Here is an 18,638-nt window from a genome sequence, read left to right as displayed (position 1 = left end):
CCGAATCCCGCGGCGTTGTTCACCAGCGAGCCTCCTCGGGGAGATCGTCGCGTGGCCGGTGCTGATCATCGCCGATGTCTTGTTCCTGGCGATCTGCGAGGCCGCCGCACGGATGTTCCTCGACGGCGACCAGAAGTGGACGCCAGAGAGCCCGGCCGCCATCGTCGGCCCCGCCGCCTACCGGACATTCGAGATCTGATCGGTATGCCAGAATGATGCGAACTTGCTGCGAACCTAAGGAGTCGAAGTGGCCGGTACCGAGGTGGAGCGTCACACCGGGCTTGACCCCGCCGATGTTCCGTCCGTGGGATGGGGCTGGAGCGAGATCAACCACCGCACCTGGCATCTCGCCGGCCTGGGCATCGTCGGCTTCCTGCTGCTGATGCTGCGCGGCAACCACGTCGGCCACGTCGAGGACTACTTCCTGCTGGCGTTCGCGGTGCTGTCGCTGGTCGTGGTGCTGCGCGACATGATCGGCCGCAAGCGCGGCTGGCTGCGCTAACTACTCGCTTTCGGCCGCCAACTGCCCACATGCGGCCGCGATCTCACGCCCACGGGTGTCTCGCACCGTGCATTCCACGCCCTGGGCCCGCACCCGGCGGACGAACTCCCGCTCCACCGGCTTGGGGCTGGCGTCCCAGTCGCTGCCCGGCGTGGGGTTGAGCGGAATCAGGTTGACGTGCACCAGCTGCCCCAACGCCTTGTGCAGCTTGCGGCCCAACAGATCCGCCCGCCACGGCTGGTCGTTGACGTCGCGGATCAGCGCGTATTCCACCGAAACCCGCCGGCCTGTCACGTCGGCGTAGTACCGGGCGGCATCGAGCGCTTCGGAGACCTTCCACCGGTTGTTGACCGGAACCAGCGTGTCACGCAACTCGTCGTCGGGAGTGTGCAGCGACAGCGCCAGCGTCACCCCGAGGCGCTCGTCGGCGAGCTTGCGGATCGCCGGGGCCAGCCCGACCGTGGACACCGTCACCGACCGCGCCGAGATGCCGAAGCCGTTCGGCGGCGCCTCGGTGATGCGCCGCACCGCCGCCACCACCCGCGCGTAGTTGGCCAGCGGCTCCCCCATGCCCATGAACACGATGTTGGACAGACGGTCCCCCGAAGATCGAGCACCGTCGCGATCCCGCAACTCCACCGCGGCCGCCCGCACCTGCTCGAGGATCTCGGCGGTGGACAGGTTGCGGGTCAGCCCGGCCTGGCCGGTCGCGCAGAACGGACACGCCATGCCGCAGCCGGCCTGCGAGGAGATGCAGACGGTGTTGCGCTTGGGATAGCGCATCAGCACCGACTCGAACTTGGTGTGGTCATGCGCCCGCCACAGCGTCTTGCGCGTCTCACCGGCGTCGCATTCGATCTCGCTGGCTGCGGTCAGCAGCGTCGGAAACAGCGCTTCGGCCACCGCCGAGCGCACGGCGGCGGGCAGGTCGGTCATCTGCTGCGGGTCGGCGATCAGCCGGCCGTAATACTGGTTCGCCAGCTGCTTGGCACGGAATGCCGGCAACTCCAGCTCGGCGACCGCGGCCACCACACCGTCGGCGTCGAGGTCGGCCAGGTGCCGCGGCGGCAATGCCCGCCGCGGCGCGGTGAACACCAACTGTTGCTTGGTCACGGCAGCACGGTCAGCACGATCCAGGTCATCACGGCCGCCGGCAGCAGCGCATCGAGCCGGTCCATGAGCCCGCCGTGGCCGGGCAGTAGCCGGCCCATGTCCTTGATGCCCAGGTCGCGTTTGACCTGGGACTCGATCAGGTCACCGAACACGCCGGTGAACACCAGCAGCAGCCCCAGCGGCAGCCCCACCCACCACGGCCGGCCGAGGAACACGGTCACCGCGAACACCGCCGCGGCAATACCGAGCACCAATGATCCGCCGAAGCCCTCCCACGACTTCTTCGGGCTGATCGCCGGCGCCATCGGGTGCTTGCCGAACAGCACGCCGACGGCGTACCCGCCGATGTCGGAGAAGACCACCGGGAACAACAGGCACAACACTCGGCCGGGCCCGTCGTCGCGGAAGACCAGCAGCGCGGCGAAACTCATGCACAGCGGCACCCAGACCGCGATCATCACCGTTGCCGACATGTCGCGCAGGTAGTTCACCGGGGCATGGTTCAGCCCCCGGCCCACCAACCGCCACATCATCGAGATCACCACCGTGGCACCGAACGCGCCTAGTACTCCCCTGGCCCCGAACGGCAACGACAGCCACAGCATCGCCTGGCCGCCGAGCGCCAGCGGGATGAACGGCACGTCGTAGCCGGCCTCCCTCAGACGTCGAACGATCTCATGGGTGGCGATCGGGGTGGCCACCGCCAGAATCAGCACCCAGAAGCGCGGGGCGAACAACAGGGTGTAGACCAGCGTGCCGCCGAGCAGAACTCCGACCGCGATCGCGGCGGGAAGGTTGCGTCCCGCTCGCGAATGCTTCTGTCCGGCGTCGGTGCCGGAAGGCTTGTCTGCCACTTCAATTCTGCTGCTCGAAGGCCGTCAGACCTCCAGCAGCTCGCCCTCTTTGTGCTTGACCAGGTCGTCGATCTGGGTCACGTACTGCTGGGTGGACTTGTCGAGGTCCTTCTCGGCCCGGCCGACCTCGTCCTCACCGGCGTCGCCGTCCTTGCGGATGCGGTGCAGCTCCTCCATCGCCTTGCGGCGAATGTTGCGTACCGCGACCTTGGCGTCCTCGCCCTTGCCCTTGGCCTGCTTGACCAGTTCCCGGCGCCGCTCCTCGGTGAGCTGGGGCACCGCCACCCGGATCAGCGAACCGTCGTTGCTGGGGTTCAGGCCCAGGTCCGAGTTTCGGATCGCCGTCTCGATGGGTCCCAACTGCGAGGCCTCGTAGGGCTTGATCACCACCATCCGGGCTTCGGGAACGTTGATGCTGCACAGCTGGGTGATGGGCGTCATCGCGCCGTAGTAGTCGATGGCGATCCGGGAGAACATCCCCGGGTTGGCCCGGCCGGTGCGGATGGTCGCCAGGTCGTCGCGGGCCACCGCCACGGCCTTCTCCATCTTCTCTTCGGCATCGAAGAGAGCCTCGTCGATCATGTGCGCCTCTCCCCTTTTAGGTGGTGACCAGTGTCCCGATCTTCTCACCGGCGACCGCCCGCGCGATATTGCCGTCTGTCAGCAGGTTGAACACCAGGATCGGCATGCCATTGTCCATGCACAGGCTGAACGCGGTGGCATCGGCCACCTTGAGCCCGCGGTCGATGACCTGGCGGTGGCTGATCGAGGTGAGCAGTTCGGCGTCCGGTTCGACTCGTGGGTCCGCGGTGAAGATGCCGTCGACGGCTTTGGCCATCAGCACCACCTGCGCGCCGATCTCCAGCGCTCGCTGAGCCGCGGTGGTGTCGGTGGAGAAGTACGGCAGCCCCATACCGGCACCGAAGATCACCACCCGGCCCTTCTCCAGGTGCCGCTTGGCGCGCAGCGGAATGTACGGTTCGGCGACCTGGCCCATGGTGATCGCGGTCTGGACGCGGGTGTCGATACCTTCCTTCACCAGGAAATCTTGCAGCGCAAGACTGTTCATCACGGTGCCGAGCATGCCCATGTAGTCCGAGCGCATCCGCTCCATGCCGCGCTCCTGCAGCTGGGCGCCGCGGAAGAAGTTCCCGCCGCCGATCACGACGGCCACCTGCACCCCGTCGCGCACAACTTCGGCGATCTGTCGGGCGACCTGTGCGACGACGTCGGGGTCGAGGCCCACCTGGCCGCCGCCGAACATCTCGCCACCCAGCTTGAGCAGCACCCGGGAGTAATGGGGGCGGTCGGCCTTGGGTCGGTCGGGAGTCGGCTCCGTCATCTGGGGCTCCGTCATCTGGCTCCTCGGGGTCCGCGCATGAGGGCGCCATCGCGAAAATCATCCGCGACGGCACGTCCCATCCTGCCCTATCGGGCTGGTCAAACCGTTGCGGGGGTGACCGCTTTCCAATATCCACCTCGAACGACCAACCCCTTTCGCTTATGAAACTATTTTCAATTGATGAACTCTTTGCTAGGGTCGGTCCGTGCCGAACTCGCTACACCAGGTGAAGGCTGAGTTTTTCAAGACGCTTGGCCACCCGGCCCGGATCCGGGTCCTGGAACTCCTGGCCGAGCGCGACCGCACCGTCGCCGAGTTGCTGGGCGAGATCGGGCTGGAAGCCTCCAACCTGTCCCAGCAACTGGGCGTCCTGCGGCGGGCCGGTGTCGTGACGGCCACCAAGGACGGCAACACGGTGATCTACTCGATCGCCTCACCGGTGATCGGCGAACTGATGACAGTGGCCCGCAAGGCGCTGGCCGGTCTGCTCACCGAACAGGCCGCGATCCTCGACGACTTGCAGACCCAGCGATGAGCTGGCTCAGACGGATCTTCACCCTCGGCCGCATCACCGAACCGGCCGAGGACCGGCCCGACGGCGCGGCGGCGATGACGCGCGGTTCGGTACAGATCCGTCATGTCGACGCCGGATCATGCAACGGCTGCGAGATCGAGATCGCCGGGGCTTTCGGCCCGGTCTATGACGCCGAACGATTCGGCGCCCGGCTCGTCGCATCACCCCGGCACGCCGACGCGCTGCTGGTCACCGGGGTGGTCACCCGCAACATGGCCGAGCCGCTGCGCAACACCGTCGAGGCCACCCCGCAGCCACGCCGGATCATCGCCTGCGGCGACTGCGCACTCAACCGGGGGGTGTTCGCCCAGGCGTACGGAACCGTCGGCGCCGTCGGCGATGTCGTTCCCGTCGACGTGGAGATCGCCGGCTGCCCACCGACGCCGGAGCAGATACTCGCCGCACTACGGTCGGTCACCGGCAAGTGAGCACACCGACGCCGGCTCCCCCGGAATCGTTGCGCCGCAACGCGCTGGCAGCGCTGCTCAGCGGTGCGGTGACGGCCGGGATCGGCGCGGCCGGCATCGGCGTGGGCCTGGCGGGGTTGGCCGGCGCCCTACCGGCGGTCCGGATCGGATGGCTTATCCCCCTGCTGGGTATGCAGCTGCGCGTAGAGCCGGTCGGCGGATTCTTCATGGTGCTGACCGGCGCGGTGGCCGTCGCGGCCGGACTGTACTGGATCGGCTATGCGCGCCACGAGAAGTTCGGCACTGTCCCGCTGGTGACACTGCCCCTGTTCGTGCTCGCCCTGCTGGCGGTTCCGGCGGCCGGGTCGGTCACCACGTTCCTGTTCGCGTGGGAACTGATGGCGTTGACCTCACTGGTGTTGGTGCTCACCGACCAGCAGCGCAGCGAGGTGCGCTCAGCCGCCCTGGTCTACGCGGTGATGACGCAGTTGGGCTTCGTGACGCTGATGCTGGGAATGGTGGTGCTGGCGGCCACTGCCGGCGATGACTTCGCGGGAATCGGCGTGCTGCCCGACGGCGCGCGTAACACGGTCTTCGTGTTGACGCTGATCGGTTTCGGCTCCAAGGCCGGTCTGCTGCCGTTGCACGCGTGGTTGCCCCGGGCACATCCGGAGGCGCCGAGTCCGATCTCGGCGTTGCTGTCCGGTGCCATGGTGAACCTCGGCATCTACGGGATCATCCGTATCGACCTGCAGCTGTTGGGCCCCGGCCCGCGGTGGTGGGCCTTGACACTCCTGATCGTCGGAGGCGTGTCCGCGGTGTACGGGGTGCTGCAGGCATCGGTGGCAACCGATCTCAAAAGACTGCTTGCCTATTCGACGACCGAGAACATCGGGCTGATCACCCTGGCACTAGGCACAGCGATGTTGCTGTCGGGCTCGGGATCCCGCCAGGCGGCGGCTGTCGCCATGACTGCGGCGTTGCTGCACCTGATCGCCCACAGTGCGTTCAAGAGCCTCGGTTTCTTCGCCGCCGGGTCGGTGCTGACCGCCACCGGATTGCGCGATCTGGACCGGCTCGGCGGCCTGGCTCGCCGGATGCCGGTCACCACAGCGTTTTTCGGTTTTGCCGCGCTCGGCGCCGCCGGGCTGCCGCTGGGTGCGGGCTTCGCCGGCGAGTGGCTGTTGATCCAGTCGCTGATGCACGCCCAGCCCGACCACGACGCCACGATCGCGCTGCTGACACCGCTGGCGGTGGCGGCGGTCGCCCTGACCGCAGGGTTGGGGGTGGCCGCCATGGTGAAGGCGTTCGGGATCGGCTTCCTGGCACGCCCGCGCTCGGATGCCGCGGCGGCCGCGCGCGAGGCGCCCCGCACGATGATCGCGGGGATGACGCTGCCGGCGCTGGCCTGCCTGGTGCTGGCCTTGGCCCCGGGTGCGGTTGCGCCCATGATCAACCGGGCGCTCGACACCCTGCCGGTCGCCGGGAACGCCCCGACGCTCGGACTGGTGCTGCGCATTCCGGGTCTGCCCGTATCGATGTCGCCCGGCCTACTGGCGGGCGCGGTAGCCGCCGCCGCGGCACTGGTCCTGGTCGGTTCGCGCTGGCGTTCGGGACGGCGTCCCGCGCCGGCGACGGTGCCGCTGTGGGCCTGCGGCGCCGACGACCTGACACACCGCATGCAGTACACCGCAACGTCTTTCGCCCAGCCCCTTCAGCAGGTCTTCGACGACGTGTTACGCACCGATACCGACGTCGAGGTGACCCGCCAGGCGAGCTCGACCTACGTGGTGGAGCGGATCGCCTATCGAGCACGCGTCGCCGATGTCATTGAGGACCGCTGGTACGCGCCGGTGCTGCGCAGCATCGCCGCGGCAGCGCAGTTGGTCCGCCGCGCCCACACCGGAAGCGTGCACCTTTATCTGGCCTACGGCGCCGTCGGTGTGCTGATCGCCCTGTTGGTGGCGCGATGAACGCGATGGCCTACCTGGCCGGTTTCGTGCAGGTCGCCGGTGTCATCCTCGGTGCCCCGCTGGTGATCGGACTGATGCGCCAGGTCCGGGCCCGAGCCGAGGGCCGCGTCGGCGCGGGAGTGCTGCAGCCGTGGCGCGACACCCGCAAGCTGCTGGGCAAGCAGGTGCTCAAGCCGCTGGGCACCACCTGGGTGTTCGCCGCGGCCCCGGCCGCGTTGGCGGCCACCACACTGGTGATCGTCGCGACCGCACCGCTGGTGGCCGCCGGCTCGCCGCTGGATCCGGTCGCCGATCTGGTCACCGTGGTGGGTCTGCTGTTCCTGGGCACGGTGGCACTCACCCTGGCCGGGATCGACACCGCGACGGCGTTCGGCGGCATGGGCGCCAGCCGGGAGATCACCATCGCCGCACTGGTCGAACCGACCATCCTGCTGGCGGTATTCGCGTGCTCGGTTCCGGCGGGTTCGGCCAACCTGGGCGCCATCGTCGCCGACACGATCGAGCATCCGGGACAGGTCATTTCGCTGGCCAGCGCCCTGGCGTTCGTCGCCCTGGTGATCGTGATCGTCGCCGAGACCGGCCGGCTGCCGGTGGACAACCCGTCCACCCACCTGGAGCTGACGATGGTGCACGAGGCGATGGTGTTGGAATACGCCGGCCCCAAACTGGCCCTGGTCGAGTGGGCGGCCGGCATGCGGTTGACGGTGCTGCTCGCACTGCTGGCGAACCTGTTCGTGCCGTGGGGCATCGCCGGCACCGACCCGGGCCTGCTCGAGGTGTTCCTGGGCGCGGGCGCGATCGCGATCAAGGTGGCGGTGCTGGCCGTCGCGCTGGCCGGCGCCGAGGTGTTCCTCGCCAAACTGCGGCTGTTCCGGGTACCCGAACTGCTTGCCGGCTCATTCCTGTTGGCGTTGCTGGCCGTCACCGCGGCGAACTTCTTCTCGGGAGGCGCCGGATGAACGACGCTTGGATCGACTACGTCAACATGCTGGATCTGGCCGCCGGCGGGGTGCTGCTGGCCGCCGTGTTGGCCGTCTGGCGCCGGGACCTGTCGGCGATCGTGCGCCGACTGCTGGTCGCCCAAGGCCTGGCGCTGGCCGCCATCCCGATGATTCGCGGTGTGCACGACCAGGATCAGGCCCTGGTCATGGTCGGGATTGCGGTGCTGGCCGTGCGCGCGGTCCTACTGCCGTGGCTGCTGGCCCGGGCACTGGGCGCCGAACGCAAAGAGCGCCGCGAGGCCGCTCCCCTGGTCAGCAACGGCGCGTCGCTGCTGGTGGTCACCGCTCTGGTGGTCGCGGCGTTCACCATCACCCAGCCGGTGATCGCGCTGGCGCCCAGTACCGCAACCAACGCCGCCCCGGCGGCCATCGCAACAGTGCTGATCGCGCTGTTCATGATGGCGACCCGCCGCAACGCCATCTCGCAGGCGGTCGGACTGCTCATGCTGGACAACGGAATCGCCGCCACGGCGTTCCTGCTGACCGCCGGTGTCCCGCTGATCGTCGAACTCGGCGCGTCGCTGGATGTGCTGTTCGTTTTGATCGTGCTCGGCGTGCTCACCGGACAACTGCGCAACGCCTTCGGTGGCGTGGACCTGGACCTGCTGCGGGAGTTGCGGGACTGATGACACCGGTGATCCTGCTCTCGCTGCTGGCGCCCGTTGCGGCGTCACTGTTCTGCCTAGCGGTCGGGTGGCGCCGGATCAGCGCCATCATCACGCTGGCCTCGGCGCTGGCCATCCTCGGATGCGGTGTGGCCCTGGGGCTTCGGGTCGACGACCAGGTTTACCTGGGCTTGTCCGGCCTGCTGCGCGCCGACGCGCTGTCGGCGACCATGCTGATCGTCATCGGGGTGGTGGGCAGCCTGGCCACCTGGGCGAGCATCGGTTACCTCGACGCCGAGCTGGTACACGGGCACACCGATGCGCGCGGCGCCCGGCTGTACGGAATCCTCACCCCGGCGTTCCTGGCAGCGATGGCTCTTGCGGTGTCGGCCAACAACATCGGTGTGGTTTGGATCGCGGTAGAAGCCACCACGGTGGTCACCGCGTTCCTGGTCGGCCACCATCGCAGCCGGGCCGCCCTGGAGGCCACCTGGAAGTACGTGATGGTGTGCTCGGTGGGAATCACCATCGCGTTCCTGGGCACTGTGCTGCTGCACTTCGCCGCGCGCCACGCCGGCGCGGGCCCGGAAGATGCGCTGCACCTCGACATCCTGGCCGCGCACGCCGCCGCCCTGGACCCGGCGGTCACCCGGCTGGCCGGTGCCCTGTTGCTGATCGGCTACGGCGCCAAGATGGGCCTGGCGCCGTTTCACACCTGGCTGGCCGACGCGCACAGCCAGGCACCCGCCCCGGTGTCGGCGTTGATGAGCGGCGTGCTGCTGTCGGTCGCGTTCTCAGTGATCATCCGGATCAAGCCGATCATCGATGTCGCGGTGGGCCCCGGCTTTCTGCGGACCGCGTTGCTGGGCGCCGGGTTGACCACGTTGTTCATCGCCGCGCTGCTGCTGACCGTGACAGGCGATCTCAAACGGATGCTGGCCTACTCATCGATGGAGACCATGGGCCTGATGGCGGTCGCCGCCGCGGCAGGAACCGGTCTGGCGATCGCTGCACTGCTGCTGCACATCCTGGCCCACGGCGTCGGCAAGACGGTGCTGTTCCTGGCCGGCGGGCAGCTGCAGGCCGCCCATGATTCGACGGCGATCGGCGAGATCACCGCGGTGCTGCGCCGATCACGACTGGTCGGTGGCGCGTTCGCGGTCGGGATGGTGGTGCTGCTCGGATTGCCGCCGTTCGCGATGTTCGCCAGTGAACTGGCGATCGCGATCTCGCTGGTCGACACCCGGTTGACATGGGCGCTGGGCCTGGCACTGACGGCGCTGGTGGTGGCGTTCGCCGCGCTGGTCCGCAACTCGGGACGGATCCTGCTGGGCTCACCGAGCTCCGACGCTCCGGCGATCCGGGTGCCGCTGACGGTCGCCGCAGCACTGGTCACCGGCCTGCTGGTCTCAATCGCCCTGGGTGTGACCGCCGGCCCGCTCTCCGACCTGTTCGCAACCGCCGCAGGCCAACTCGGGGCACACAGATGAGTCCGCTCACGCACGAACAGTCGGTCTCCGAGGCCGAGCTGACCGGTGCCGCCGCGGCCCTGCTGGCCGACGGGTTCCGGTTGGCCCTGGTGGCGGCCCATGACGACGGCGACAGCCTGCGGGTGGTGTACCTGTTCCTCGCGGGCCGCCCGGATCGCCGCACCGAGTTGACCCTGACCGTGCCCGCCGAACAGCCGAAAGTCCCGACGCTGGCCGAACTGTCGTTCCCCGCCAGTCGCTTCGAGCGCGAGATGATGGACCTGTACGGGATCACCCCGGTGGGCCATCCGCAGCCACGTCGCCTGGTGCGGCACGCGCACTGGCCGCAGAACTGGCACCCGATGCGCACCGATGCCGGTCGGCCCCCGGAATTCGCTGCGGCGGGACGGTTCCCGTTCTTGAACGTAGAGGGGGCCGGCGTCTACGAGATCCCGGTCGGGCCGGTGCACGCCGGTCTGATCGAACCGGGCCACTTCCGCTTCTCGGTGGTCGGTGAATCGGTGCTGCGGCTCAAGGCACGACTGTGGTTCGTGCACCGCGGAATCGAGCGGCTGTTTCACGACCGGCCGGCCGGCGCGGCGGTCGATCTGGCCGAACGGATCAGTGGTGACACCTCCGCCGGTCATGCGCTGGCACACGCCCTGGCCGTCGAAGACGCGCTCGGCGTCGAACTACCCGACGAAGTGCACCGGCTGCGGACACTGCTGGTCGAACTCGAGCGGCTCTACAACCACGTCGCAGATATGGGCGCCCTGGCCAACGATGTCGGCTTCGGCTTGGCCAACGCGCACGCCCAGCACGTCCGCGAACAACTCCTGCGAATCAACGCGCAGGTGACCGGGCACCGCCTGCTTCGCGGGGCGATCTGCCCCGGGGGTGTTGCACTGCAAGCACTTCCGGATCCGGTGCGGCTGCAGGAGCTGGCCGACGACGTCGCCGAGATCGCCGAGCTGACCCTGGGCAACTCGGTGATCTACGACCGGTTCACCACCACATCGGTGTTGAGCCGTCAGGACGCCGAGGCATTGGGCACGCTGGGCTATGTGGCGCGCGCCAGCGGCATCGTCACCGACGCGCGGCTGGACCATCCCACCACCGAGTTGCCGATCCACGAGGTGGGCGAGACAGCCGGTGACGTGCTGGCACGCTACACCGTGCGCCGCGACGAGTTCGTGGCATCGGTGGCGTTGTGCCGCAGACTGATCGGCGAACACCGCGGCCCCATCGAGGCGGGCGTGGAACTGCCCGCCACGACTCGCGCCGTCAGCGGCGTCGGTATCGCCGAGGGCTGGCGCGGCAGCATCGTGCACCGGGTGGAGATCGGCGCCGAGGGCACCTTCACCCGCGCCAAGATCGTCGACCCGTCCTGGTTCAACTGGCCGGCCCTGCCGATGTCCATGACCGACACCATCGTTCCGGACTTCCCGCTGACCAATAAGAGCTTCAACCTGTCCTACGCCGGGAACGACCTATAGCGCGCACACCGGTGTGCGGTATGTCAGGATATTTGATATGGGTGCTGTGGACGACGCTCCGCTGGGATATCTGCTGTACCGGGTGAATTCCGCGCTGCGCCCGCACGCGACCGCGGCACTCACACCGCTGGGACTGACACTTCCCGAATTCGTCTGCATGCGTGTGCTTTCGGTGTTCCCCGGACTGTCCAGTGCCGAGTTGGCGCGACACACCAGCGTCACCCCGCAGGCCATGAACACCGTGCTGCACCGGCTCCAGAACCGAGGTGCGGTGGCCAGACCCGAAACCGTGTCGTCGGGGCGCTCTCTGCCGGCAACGCTGACCGAGTCCGGGCGCGAGCTGCTCAAGCGGGCCGAGGACGAGGTGCGGATCGCCGACCGCCGCGTGCTGTCCGTCCTGAGTGCAGATGAGCAGCATCAGCTGCGGCTGATGCTGGAACGGATCGGCGTGCAGTGACGGCTCAGGCCCGGATGACACGCCAGGGTTTGGCCGCCTCCAGCTCGTAGGCCAACTCCAGCAGCCGGGCGTCGGCCCCCAGCGGGGCGCTGAACATCATCCCGACCGGCAGTCCAGCGGCAGATTCGGCCAGCGGCAACGAGATCGCCGGCTCCCCGGAGACGTTCTGCAGCGGGGTGAACGCCACCCAGTCCATCAGCCGGTCGATGATCTGCTCATAGTCGGCCGTCGGGTCCAGGTGACCGATCCGCGGTGTTTCGTGCGCCAGCGTCGGGGTGAGCACCGCGTCGTAGTCGCCGTACAACCTCGACGTGTGCCGGCGACGCACAGCCGCCAGCCGAGCCACCGCCAACGGCAGCCGGTAGAGGTGGCGGGTGGCGTGGCGATCCAGACCCAGCGTCAGGTTGTCCAACCTGGTGCGGTCGAACGTGGGGCCGAACATCCGCCGTCCACCCCGAACCAGCGCGGTGGCCAAGAACGCCCAGTAGAGCAGGAAGTCGTCGACGAAATGCGCCGGAACCGGTGCACTGTCCAGATATTCGACACGGTGGCCCAGTTCTTCGAGCAGCGCGGCGGTCTTGAGTGTCAGCTCGCGCATCTCCGCCGACGTCTCACGTTTGAGCGACGCGGTGATGACGGCGACCCGCAGGCGCCGGCGTCCCGGCTCCCGGATGTCACCGATCGCAGGCAACTTGGAGCTGGGCCAGATACGTTCGGCCTCCCGGAAGAAGGCGGCGGTGTCGCGCACCGAGCGGGTCACGACCCCGTTGTAGACGATGCGCACCGGCATGGCCCGCAGGTCCTTGTCCAGCGGCAACCGGCCCCGAGACGGCTTGAGACCGACAAGTCCGTTGCAGGCGGCGGGAATTCGGATGGACCCGCCGCCGTCGTTGGCGTGCGCGATCGGCACTACCCCGGCCGCCACGAACGCCGCCGACCCCGACGACGACGCCCCGGCGGTGTGGTCGGTGTTCCATGGATTGCGCACCGCCCCCAATCGCGGATGCTCCGCGGAGGCGCTGAACCCGAACTCGCTCAACTGCGTCTTACCCAGCGGGATCAGCCCGGTGCCCAGATACGTCCGCGCGAAGTCACCGTCGGCGGCGGCCGGATGCGGCTGCCACGCGTCGGTGCCCTGCATGGTGGGCATCCCGGCGACGGCCACGTTGTCCTTGACGAATGTGGGCACCCCGGAGAAGAAGCCGGGGCGGGGTGCGGCCGCTTCGGCCCGGGCGCGATCGAACGCCCGGTAGGCCAGCCCGTTCAGCTCAGGGTTGACCGCTTCGGTGCGGGCGATCGCGGCGTCGACGACCTCGGCGGGCGACACATCGCCTGATCGGAGTCTTTCGACGAGGCCGACCGTGTCGGAGTCGCCGAGCGCGTCGTCACCGAAAGCGTGCACATGTCGCATGCCTAGAAACTATGCGATTTCGGCGCGGTTATGTGCGCTGAGCGACGATAACCGCGCCGAAATCACTCAGGCCTGGCCGACCTCGAACCGCGCGAAGCGGGTCACGGTCACGCCGGCCTCGTCGAGCAGCGCCTTGACGCTCTTCTTCGAGTCGGACACCGACGACTGCTCCAGCAGCACGACGTCCTTGAAGAAACCGGTGACCCGGCCCTCGACGATCTTGGGCAGGGCAGCCTCGGGCTTGCCCTCCTCCTTGGCCGTCTCCTCGGCGATGCGGCGCTCGTTGGCCACCAGGTCGGCGGGCACGTCGTCGCGGGTGAGGTAGCGAGCCTTGAGCGCGGCGATCTGCAGCGCCACGGCATGAGCCGCCTCGGTGCTGGAGCCGGTGTACTCCACCAGCACACCCACCGCCGGCGGCAGGTCGGATGCCCGCTTGTGCAGGTAGGTCTCCACGGTGCCGCCGAAGTAGGCGACCCGGCGCAGTTCGAGCTTCTCGCCGATCTTGGCCGACAGTGCCGCGATGGCCTCTTCGACGGTGCCGCTGCCGGCTTTGGCGGCCTTCAGCGCGTCGAGGTCGCCGATCTTGCCGGCGGCGGCCACCGCCACGATCTCGTCGGCCAACGCCTTGAACTCGTCGTTTTTGGCGACGAAGTCCGTCTCGGAGTTGATCTCGATCAGCGCGCCGTCCTTGGCGGCCACCAGACCTTCGGCGGTGGCACGCTCGGCGCGCTTGCCGACGTCCTTGGCACCTTTGATACGGAGCACCTCGACGGCCTTGTCGAAGTCGCCGTCACTCTCGCTCAGCGCGTTCTTGCAGTCCAACATGCCTGCGCCGGTGAGCTCCCGAAGCCGCTTTACGTCGGCAGCGGTGTAGTTCGCCACTGTTGTGTTGCCTTTCCTACGATGCGTCGGTGGTGGGGGTGTCGGTGCCGGCTGCGGCGTCGGGCGCCGAAGCGGTGGCACCGGCGAGCAGCTCCTGCTCCCATTCGGCCAGCGGCTCGACGGCCTCGGCCTCGGCCTTGCCCGCGCCAGCGCCGGCACCGGCCCGGGCCTGCAGGCCCTCGGCGACCGCGGAGGCGATCACCTTGGTCAGCAGCGCTGCCGAGCGGATGGCGTCGTCGTTACCCGGGATCGGGTAGTCGACCAGGTCGGGGTCGCAGTTGGTGTCCAGGATCGCGATGATCGGGATGTTCAGCTTGCGAGCCTCCGCGACGGCGAGGTGCTCCTTGTTGGTGTCGACGACCCAGATGGCCGAGGGCACCTTGGCCATGTCGCGGATACCGCCGAGGCTGCGCTCCAGCTTGTTCTTCTCGCGGGTCAGCATCAAGATTTCCTTCTTGGTGCGTCCCTCGAAGCCACCGGTCTGCTCCATGGCCTCGAGTTCCTTGAGGCGCTGCAGACGCTTGTGGACGGTGGAGAAGTTGGTGAGCATGCCGCCCAGCCAGCGCTGATTGACGAAGGGCATCCCGACCCGGGTGGCCTCTTCGGCAACCGACTCCTGCGCCTGCTTCTTGGTACCGACGAACATGATGGACCCGCCGTGCGCGACGGTCTCCTTCACGAACTCGTAGGCCTTGTCGATGAAGGTCAGCGTCTGCTGCAGGTCGATGATGTAGATGCCGTTGCGGTCGGTGAAGATGAACCGCTTCATCTTGGGGTTCCAGCGTCGGGTCTGATGCCCGAAGTGAGCGCCGCTGTCAAGCAGCTGCTTCATGGTTACAACAGCCATGAGTCCATGGTTCCTTTTTTTCGGTTGACGCCCGGCGTCGGGTGAGGCCGGGCCCTGGTGTCTGCTGTGATGCCGGACCCCTTGGGGACCACCCGACATCTACGTTGTGGTGCAGACACGTGAAGTCAGCCCGCTTACGCGAACTGCGCCGATGAGTTTACACGCTGGGAGCTGGTGCTTTGTCCACAGCGGTGACTGGCCGGATTCGCCGGCGCTGCGGTCCACTGGCCGGATGCGATGGACCGCGGTGCTGGTGGTGTTGACCCTGGTCACGGCTGCGACGGCGGGCGCCGACGATTTCCGGCTGGACTGGCCGCTGCGCCCGCGACCGGCGGTGGCGCGGGGATTCGACGCTCCGAGGCCCGATTGGCAGCGCGGCCACCGGGGCGTGGACCTGGCCGGGACGCCCGGCCAGCCGGTGTATGCCGCCGGCGAGGCGACCGTGGTGTTCGCCGGTTCGGCCGGCGGAGTGCCGGTGGTGTCGTTGGCTCATCCGGGCGGGTTGCGTACCAGCTATGAGCCGGTGCGGGCGGTGGTGCGGCCCGGTCAGCGGGTTTCGGCCGGCACGATGATCGGCTCGGTGGAGCCAGGACACCCCGGCTGTGGCGCCGCGGCCTGCCTGCACTGGGGCGCGATGTGGGGCCCGGCGTCACACGCGGACTACGTCGACCCGCTGGGGCTGCTGGCGTCGACGCCGGTCCGACTCAAGCCGCTGGGCGGGTGAGGTGATGCTGATTGCGCCGGCCTGTTGAGCTAAGCCTGGACCCGGCGGCGCAGGAAGTCCAGCATGGCGGCGACGACGGCCTCGGGCTGATCTCGTTGGACCCAATGTCCCGCTCCGGCAATGACTTTCAGTTCAGCTTCGGGGATCAATGCGGCGGCGTTACGGGCGCGGGCAATGGGCACGCCGGTGTCCTTGTCACCGTGGACGATCATGGCGGGGCGCGGGAATGACCGAAGCCGCGCCGTGTAGTCGGTCTTGAGTCTGTTCCACGACATCTCGTCGTGCTGCCACTGCTCGAACGCGGTCAGACCGGGTTGTCTTGCGGCCGCGATGATCTCGGCGACCAGTTCGGGAGTTCGTTGCGCCGGATCGCGGATCAACGATTTGAGGCTCCAGGTCAGGGCGGCCCGGTTGGTCGCCATCCAGCGGGTGGCGGCGTCGAGAGCGCCGGTGCGCTGCATCGCCCAGGCCAGCAGCTGCCGGCCGCCGGGCAGGCGCGGCATCAGCCCGTAACTGTCCAACAGCACCGCCGCGGTGACCCGCTCGGGCCGGTCCAGCACATGCCCCAGCGACAGTCCACCACCGAGGGACAACCCACCGATGGCGTAGCGATCCAGACCGAGCGCATCGACGAACTCCCCGACGTAGGTCACCAGTCGTTGCTGGGTCACCCGCCAGGCCGGCAGCGGGCTCTGTCCACAGCCGGGATGATCGGGAGCGATGACCCGGAAACCGGCCGCCGCCAACCGTGGACCAACGTCACCCCAGGACAGCGAGGCGCTGTCCACCCCGCCACCGTGCAGCAGGACCACGGTGCCGACCGCGTCGTCGGGACGAAAATCGAGGTAGGAGACCGGTCCCGACGACAGCTCGAGAGCGGACCGCACCCTCACGCCCGCGGGTGGGCCTGGTCGTGCACCGCGCGCAGTCGGGCGACGGTGACGTGGGTGTAGAGCTGGGTGGTGGCCAGGCTGGAGTGCCCCAGCAACTCCTGCACGATGCGCAGATCCGCGCCGCCTTCGAGCAAGTGGGTGGCCGCGGTGTGGCGCAGCCCGTGCGGACCCATATCGGGGGCTCCTCCGACCGCGGCGACGGTCTGGTGCACCACGGTGCGGGCCTGGCGCGGATCGAGGCGCCCGCCGCGAGCTCCGAGCAGCAGCGCCGGACCGGACTCCGCCGTCGCCAGCGCCGGCCGCCCGTCGGCCAGCCACGCCCGCAGCGCCTCGGCGGCCGGCTTGCCGAACGGCACCGTCCGTTGCTTGTTGCCCTTGCCGAGCACCCGCAGCAGCCGGGCGGACACGTCGACCTCATCTATGTCCAGGCCGCACAGCTCGCTGACCCGAATCGCGGTGGCGTACAACAGTTCAGCGATCAGCCGGTCCCGCAATGCCAGTGGATCCTTCTGCTGCGCACCGACTTCGGCTGCGTTGAGCGCATCGCAGGCCTGATCGCGGCGCAGCACCGTGGGCAGTGTCCGGTGGGCCTTGGGCAGTTGCAGACGCGCACCCGGATCGGAATCCAGCAGACCGCGCCGGACCGCCCACGCGGTGAAGGTCTTGACCGCCGAGGTGCGGCGCGCCAGGGTGCTGCGGGCCGCGCCATTGCCGGCCTGCTGTGCCAGCCAACCGCGCAGCAACGGCAGGCTCAGCCCGTCGACGCCTTGAAAACCCCGCTCCGCTAGGAACGCCCACAGTGACCGCAGGTCCCCCAGGTAGGCCCGCCGAGTGTGCTCCGAGCGGCCGCGCTCCAATTCCAGGTACTCGTCGAAGTCCTCGAGAATCGCGTCCACCGGCCCACCGTGACAGATGGCGCCACGCGGCTCAGGTGACGCGCCGCAGTGTGTCCGGGGTGAGATCAACCCGTGACGCATAGCCGTCCACGGCCATGATCAGGTCGGCTTCGGCCAGCAGCGAGCGCAGCACATGCACGATCCCGTCGGCCCCGCCGAGCGCCAACCCGTAGGCGTACGGGCGGCCGATTCCGACCGCGGTGGCGCCCAGTGCCAGCGCCTTGACGATGTCGGCGCCGGTGCGGATTCCGGAGTCGAACAACACCGGCAATCCGTCGGCGGCCGCCACCACGTCGGGCAGGCAGTCCAGGGCCGGCAGACCACCGTTGGCCTGACGCCCGCCGTGGGTGGAGCAGTAGATGCCGTCCACCCCGCCGTCGCGGGCGCGGCGGGCGTCGTCGGGGTGGCAGATGCCCTTGACGATCAGCGGCAGGTCGGTCAGCGACCGCAGCCACGGCAGGTCATCCCAGGTCAGCGGGTTCCCGAAGGTCTGTATCCAGGACAAGATGGCGGCTTGCGGGTTCTCCTCGGGCGGCTGAGCCAGGCCCGCGCGGAACACCGGGTCGGAAAAGTAGTTGGACAGGCAGTGTCCGCGCAGTTGCGGGAAGTTCGACGTCGCCAGGTCCCGGGGACGCCAGCCCGGGACCCAGGTGTCCAGCGTGACGACGATGGCCTGGTACCCGGAGGTCTCGGCGCGGTGCACCAGACTGGCGGCCAGTTCCCGGTTCTTGGGCGTGTAGAGCTGGAAAAACCCTGGCGTGTCTCCGAATTCGGCGGCGACGTCCTCCAGCGGGTCGGCGGTCAGGGTGGACACCATCATCGGGACACCGGTGGCCTTGGCCGCGCGCGCGGAGGCCAGGTCGCCGTGGCCGTCCTGGGCGCAGATGCCGATGACGCCGATGGGCGCCATGAACACCGGTGCGGGAAGCCGCAACCCGAACATCTCGATCGACAGGTCTCGCTCGGCGGCGCCGACGAACATGCGCGGGATCAGCCCCCAGCTATCGAACGCGGTGACGTTGGCCCGCTGGGTGCGCTCGTCACCGGCCCCGCCGGCCACATACGACCAGACCGACGGGGGCATCGCGGCGGCGGCTTTGGCCTCCAACTCCGAGTAGGTCATCGGCCATGACGGCACCACTCCGGCCAGGCCCTGCAGGTAGATCTCGAACTGGTAGTCGCCGTAAGCCAT

Annotated in this window: 21 protein-coding genes; 11 read left to right on the top strand and 10 right to left on the bottom strand. The window is 68.6% G+C overall.

The genetic code is table 11. The features are described from left to right. The first annotated feature begins 58 nt into the window (after positions 1 to 58). The gene (locus tag K6T84_RS12110) at positions 59 to 199 is read left to right on the top strand and encodes a hypothetical protein (protein ID WP_225400299.1); all 141 of its coding nucleotides are present in this window, start codon (positions 59 to 61) and stop codon (positions 197 to 199) included. Positions 200 to 247: 48 nt separating this feature from the next. Next, a complete protein-coding gene (locus tag K6T84_RS12105) occupies positions 248 to 502 on the top strand; it encodes a DUF2631 domain-containing protein (RefSeq protein ID WP_224861199.1) in 255 nt (84 codons plus the stop codon). Here K6T84_RS12105 and rlmN read toward each other — a convergent pair whose 3' ends face one another. The 4 genes from rlmN to pyrH are packed head-to-tail and all read right to left on the bottom strand — an operon-like array spanning position 503 to position 3,811. Beyond that, a complete protein-coding gene (gene rlmN / locus K6T84_RS12100; RefSeq protein ID WP_225400300.1) occupies positions 503 to 1,615 on the bottom strand; it encodes a dual-specificity RNA methyltransferase RlmN in 1,113 nt (370 codons plus the stop codon). After that, a complete protein-coding gene (locus tag K6T84_RS12095) occupies positions 1,612 to 2,469 on the bottom strand; it encodes a phosphatidate cytidylyltransferase (RefSeq protein WP_225400301.1) in 858 nt (285 codons plus the stop codon). Before K6T84_RS12095 ends, rlmN begins: the two co-directional genes overlap by 4 nt. Before the next feature lie 24 nt (positions 2,470 to 2,493). Next, the gene (frr, locus tag K6T84_RS12090) at positions 2,494 to 3,051 is read right to left on the bottom strand and encodes a ribosome recycling factor (RefSeq protein WP_224861205.1); all 558 of its coding nucleotides are present in this window, start codon (positions 3,049 to 3,051) and stop codon (positions 2,494 to 2,496) included. 16 nt (positions 3,052 to 3,067) lie between these two features. Next, the gene (pyrH, locus tag K6T84_RS12085; RefSeq protein ID WP_224861207.1) at positions 3,068 to 3,811 is read right to left on the bottom strand and encodes a UMP kinase; all 744 of its coding nucleotides are present in this window, start codon (positions 3,809 to 3,811) and stop codon (positions 3,068 to 3,070) included. 205 nt (positions 3,812 to 4,016) lie between these two features. Between pyrH and K6T84_RS12080 the strand changes: the two genes are divergently transcribed. The 8 genes from K6T84_RS12080 to K6T84_RS12045 are packed head-to-tail and all read left to right on the top strand — an operon-like array spanning position 4,017 to position 11,793. After that, entirely contained in the window at positions 4,017 to 4,346 is a 330-nt protein-coding gene (locus tag K6T84_RS12080) for an ArsR/SmtB family transcription factor (protein WP_224861209.1), read from the top strand. Then, positions 4,343 to 4,813: an NADH-quinone oxidoreductase subunit B family protein gene (locus tag K6T84_RS12075; RefSeq protein ID WP_224861211.1), complete on the top strand. Its 471-nt coding sequence runs from the start codon at positions 4,343 to 4,345 to the stop codon at positions 4,811 to 4,813. The genes K6T84_RS12080 and K6T84_RS12075 overlap by 4 nt, the downstream gene beginning before the upstream one ends. Beyond that, a complete protein-coding gene (locus tag K6T84_RS12070) occupies positions 4,810 to 6,765 on the top strand; it encodes a proton-conducting transporter transmembrane domain-containing protein (RefSeq protein ID WP_408066097.1) in 1,956 nt (651 codons plus the stop codon). Before K6T84_RS12075 ends, K6T84_RS12070 begins: the two co-directional genes overlap by 4 nt. Before the next feature lie 5 nt (positions 6,766 to 6,770). Continuing rightward, positions 6,771 to 7,724 (top strand): respiratory chain complex I subunit 1 family protein, encoded by a 954-nt coding sequence (locus K6T84_RS12065; protein ID WP_225402033.1) that lies wholly within the window; start codon positions 6,771 to 6,773, stop codon positions 7,722 to 7,724. After that, positions 7,721 to 8,392, top strand: coding sequence for a hypothetical protein (locus K6T84_RS12060; protein ID WP_224861213.1), 672 nt, complete (start codon positions 7,721 to 7,723; stop codon positions 8,390 to 8,392). The genes K6T84_RS12065 and K6T84_RS12060 overlap by 4 nt, the downstream gene beginning before the upstream one ends. Continuing rightward, complete coding sequence (locus tag K6T84_RS12055; RefSeq protein WP_224861215.1) at positions 8,392 to 9,861, top strand: proton-conducting transporter transmembrane domain-containing protein; 1,470 nt, start codon at positions 8,392 to 8,394, stop codon at positions 9,859 to 9,861. Before K6T84_RS12060 ends, K6T84_RS12055 begins: the two co-directional genes overlap by 1 nt. Beyond that, positions 9,858 to 11,336 (top strand): hydrogenase large subunit, encoded by a 1,479-nt coding sequence (locus K6T84_RS12050; RefSeq protein ID WP_225400302.1) that lies wholly within the window; start codon positions 9,858 to 9,860, stop codon positions 11,334 to 11,336. Before K6T84_RS12055 ends, K6T84_RS12050 begins: the two co-directional genes overlap by 4 nt. A 37-nt stretch (positions 11,337 to 11,373) precedes the next feature. After that, entirely contained in the window at positions 11,374 to 11,793 is a 420-nt protein-coding gene (locus K6T84_RS12045) for a MarR family winged helix-turn-helix transcriptional regulator (RefSeq protein WP_224861219.1), read from the top strand. A 4-nt stretch (positions 11,794 to 11,797) separates the two neighbouring features. On the opposite strand, the gene K6T84_RS12040 is transcribed toward K6T84_RS12045, so the two are convergent. The 3 genes from K6T84_RS12040 to rpsB form a co-directional block, all read right to left on the bottom strand. Beyond that, entirely contained in the window at positions 11,798 to 13,204 is a 1,407-nt protein-coding gene (locus K6T84_RS12040; RefSeq protein WP_225400303.1) for an amidase, read from the bottom strand. Between the two features lie 66 nt (positions 13,205 to 13,270). Beyond that, a complete protein-coding gene (tsf, locus tag K6T84_RS12035) occupies positions 13,271 to 14,086 on the bottom strand; it encodes a translation elongation factor Ts (protein ID WP_224861223.1) in 816 nt (271 codons plus the stop codon). Between the two features lie 16 nt (positions 14,087 to 14,102). Continuing rightward, positions 14,103 to 14,933: a 30S ribosomal protein S2 gene (gene rpsB, locus K6T84_RS12030; protein ID WP_225400304.1), complete on the bottom strand. Its 831-nt coding sequence runs from the start codon at positions 14,931 to 14,933 to the stop codon at positions 14,103 to 14,105. 232 nt (positions 14,934 to 15,165) lie between these two features. Between rpsB and K6T84_RS12025 the strand changes: the two genes are divergently transcribed. After that, a complete protein-coding gene (locus K6T84_RS12025; RefSeq protein ID WP_224861227.1) occupies positions 15,166 to 15,657 on the top strand; it encodes a M23 family metallopeptidase in 492 nt (163 codons plus the stop codon). Positions 15,658 to 15,686: 29 nt separating this feature from the next. Here K6T84_RS12025 and K6T84_RS12020 read toward each other — a convergent pair whose 3' ends face one another. From K6T84_RS12020 to K6T84_RS12010, 3 genes are read right to left on the bottom strand one after another with little or no spacing between them, the layout of a single operon-like run. After that, a complete protein-coding gene (locus K6T84_RS12020) occupies positions 15,687 to 16,544 on the bottom strand; it encodes an alpha/beta fold hydrolase (RefSeq protein WP_224861229.1) in 858 nt (285 codons plus the stop codon). A gap of 2 nt (positions 16,545 to 16,546) precedes the next feature. Next, complete coding sequence (locus K6T84_RS12015; protein ID WP_224861231.1) at positions 16,547 to 17,446, bottom strand: tyrosine recombinase XerC; 900 nt, start codon at positions 17,444 to 17,446, stop codon at positions 16,547 to 16,549. A gap of 31 nt (positions 17,447 to 17,477) precedes the next feature. Next, on the bottom strand, positions 17,478 to 18,638 hold the full coding sequence (locus K6T84_RS12010; protein ID WP_224861233.1) for a lactate 2-monooxygenase: 1,161 nt from the start codon (positions 18,636 to 18,638) through the stop codon (positions 17,478 to 17,480).

Origin of the sequence: Mycobacterium zoologicum (assembly GCF_020181635.2) — a bacterium.
Classification (GTDB): domain Bacteria; phylum Actinomycetota; class Actinomycetes; order Mycobacteriales; family Mycobacteriaceae; genus Mycobacterium; species Mycobacterium zoologicum.
This window is presented reverse-complemented; position numbering and strand designations above follow the sequence as displayed.

Bases quoted from the DNA above. Each gene is read 5' to 3' on its own strand.
- K6T84_RS12065 (WP_225402033.1), top strand. From the start codon at position 6,771: ATGGCCTACCTGGCCGGTTTCGTGCAGGTCGCCGGTGTCATCCTCGGT.
- rpsB (WP_225400304.1), bottom strand. From the start codon at position 14,933: ATGGCTGTTGTAACCATGAAGCAGCTGCTTGACAGCGGCGCTCACTTC.
- pyrH (WP_224861207.1), bottom strand. From the start codon at position 3,811: ATGACGGAGCCGACTCCCGACCGACCCAAGGCCGACCGCCCCCATTAC.
- K6T84_RS12055 (WP_224861215.1), top strand. From the start codon at position 8,392: ATGACACCGGTGATCCTGCTCTCGCTGCTGGCGCCCGTTGCGGCGTCA.
- K6T84_RS12060 (WP_224861213.1), top strand. From the start codon at position 7,721: ATGAACGACGCTTGGATCGACTACGTCAACATGCTGGATCTGGCCGCC.
- frr (WP_224861205.1), bottom strand. From the start codon at position 3,051: ATGATCGACGAGGCTCTCTTCGATGCCGAAGAGAAGATGGAGAAGGCC.
- K6T84_RS12045 (WP_224861219.1), top strand. From the start codon at position 11,374: ATGGGTGCTGTGGACGACGCTCCGCTGGGATATCTGCTGTACCGGGTG.
- K6T84_RS12050 (WP_225400302.1), top strand. From the start codon at position 9,858: ATGAGTCCGCTCACGCACGAACAGTCGGTCTCCGAGGCCGAGCTGACC.
- K6T84_RS12040 (WP_225400303.1), bottom strand. From the start codon at position 13,204: ATGCGACATGTGCACGCTTTCGGTGACGACGCGCTCGGCGACTCCGAC.
- K6T84_RS12010 (WP_224861233.1), bottom strand. From the start codon at position 18,638: ATGGCTTACGGCGACTACCAGTTCGAGATCTACCTGCAGGGCCTGGCC.
- K6T84_RS12075 (WP_224861211.1), top strand. From the start codon at position 4,343: ATGAGCTGGCTCAGACGGATCTTCACCCTCGGCCGCATCACCGAACCG.
- K6T84_RS12025 (WP_224861227.1), top strand. From the start codon at position 15,166: ATGCGATGGACCGCGGTGCTGGTGGTGTTGACCCTGGTCACGGCTGCG.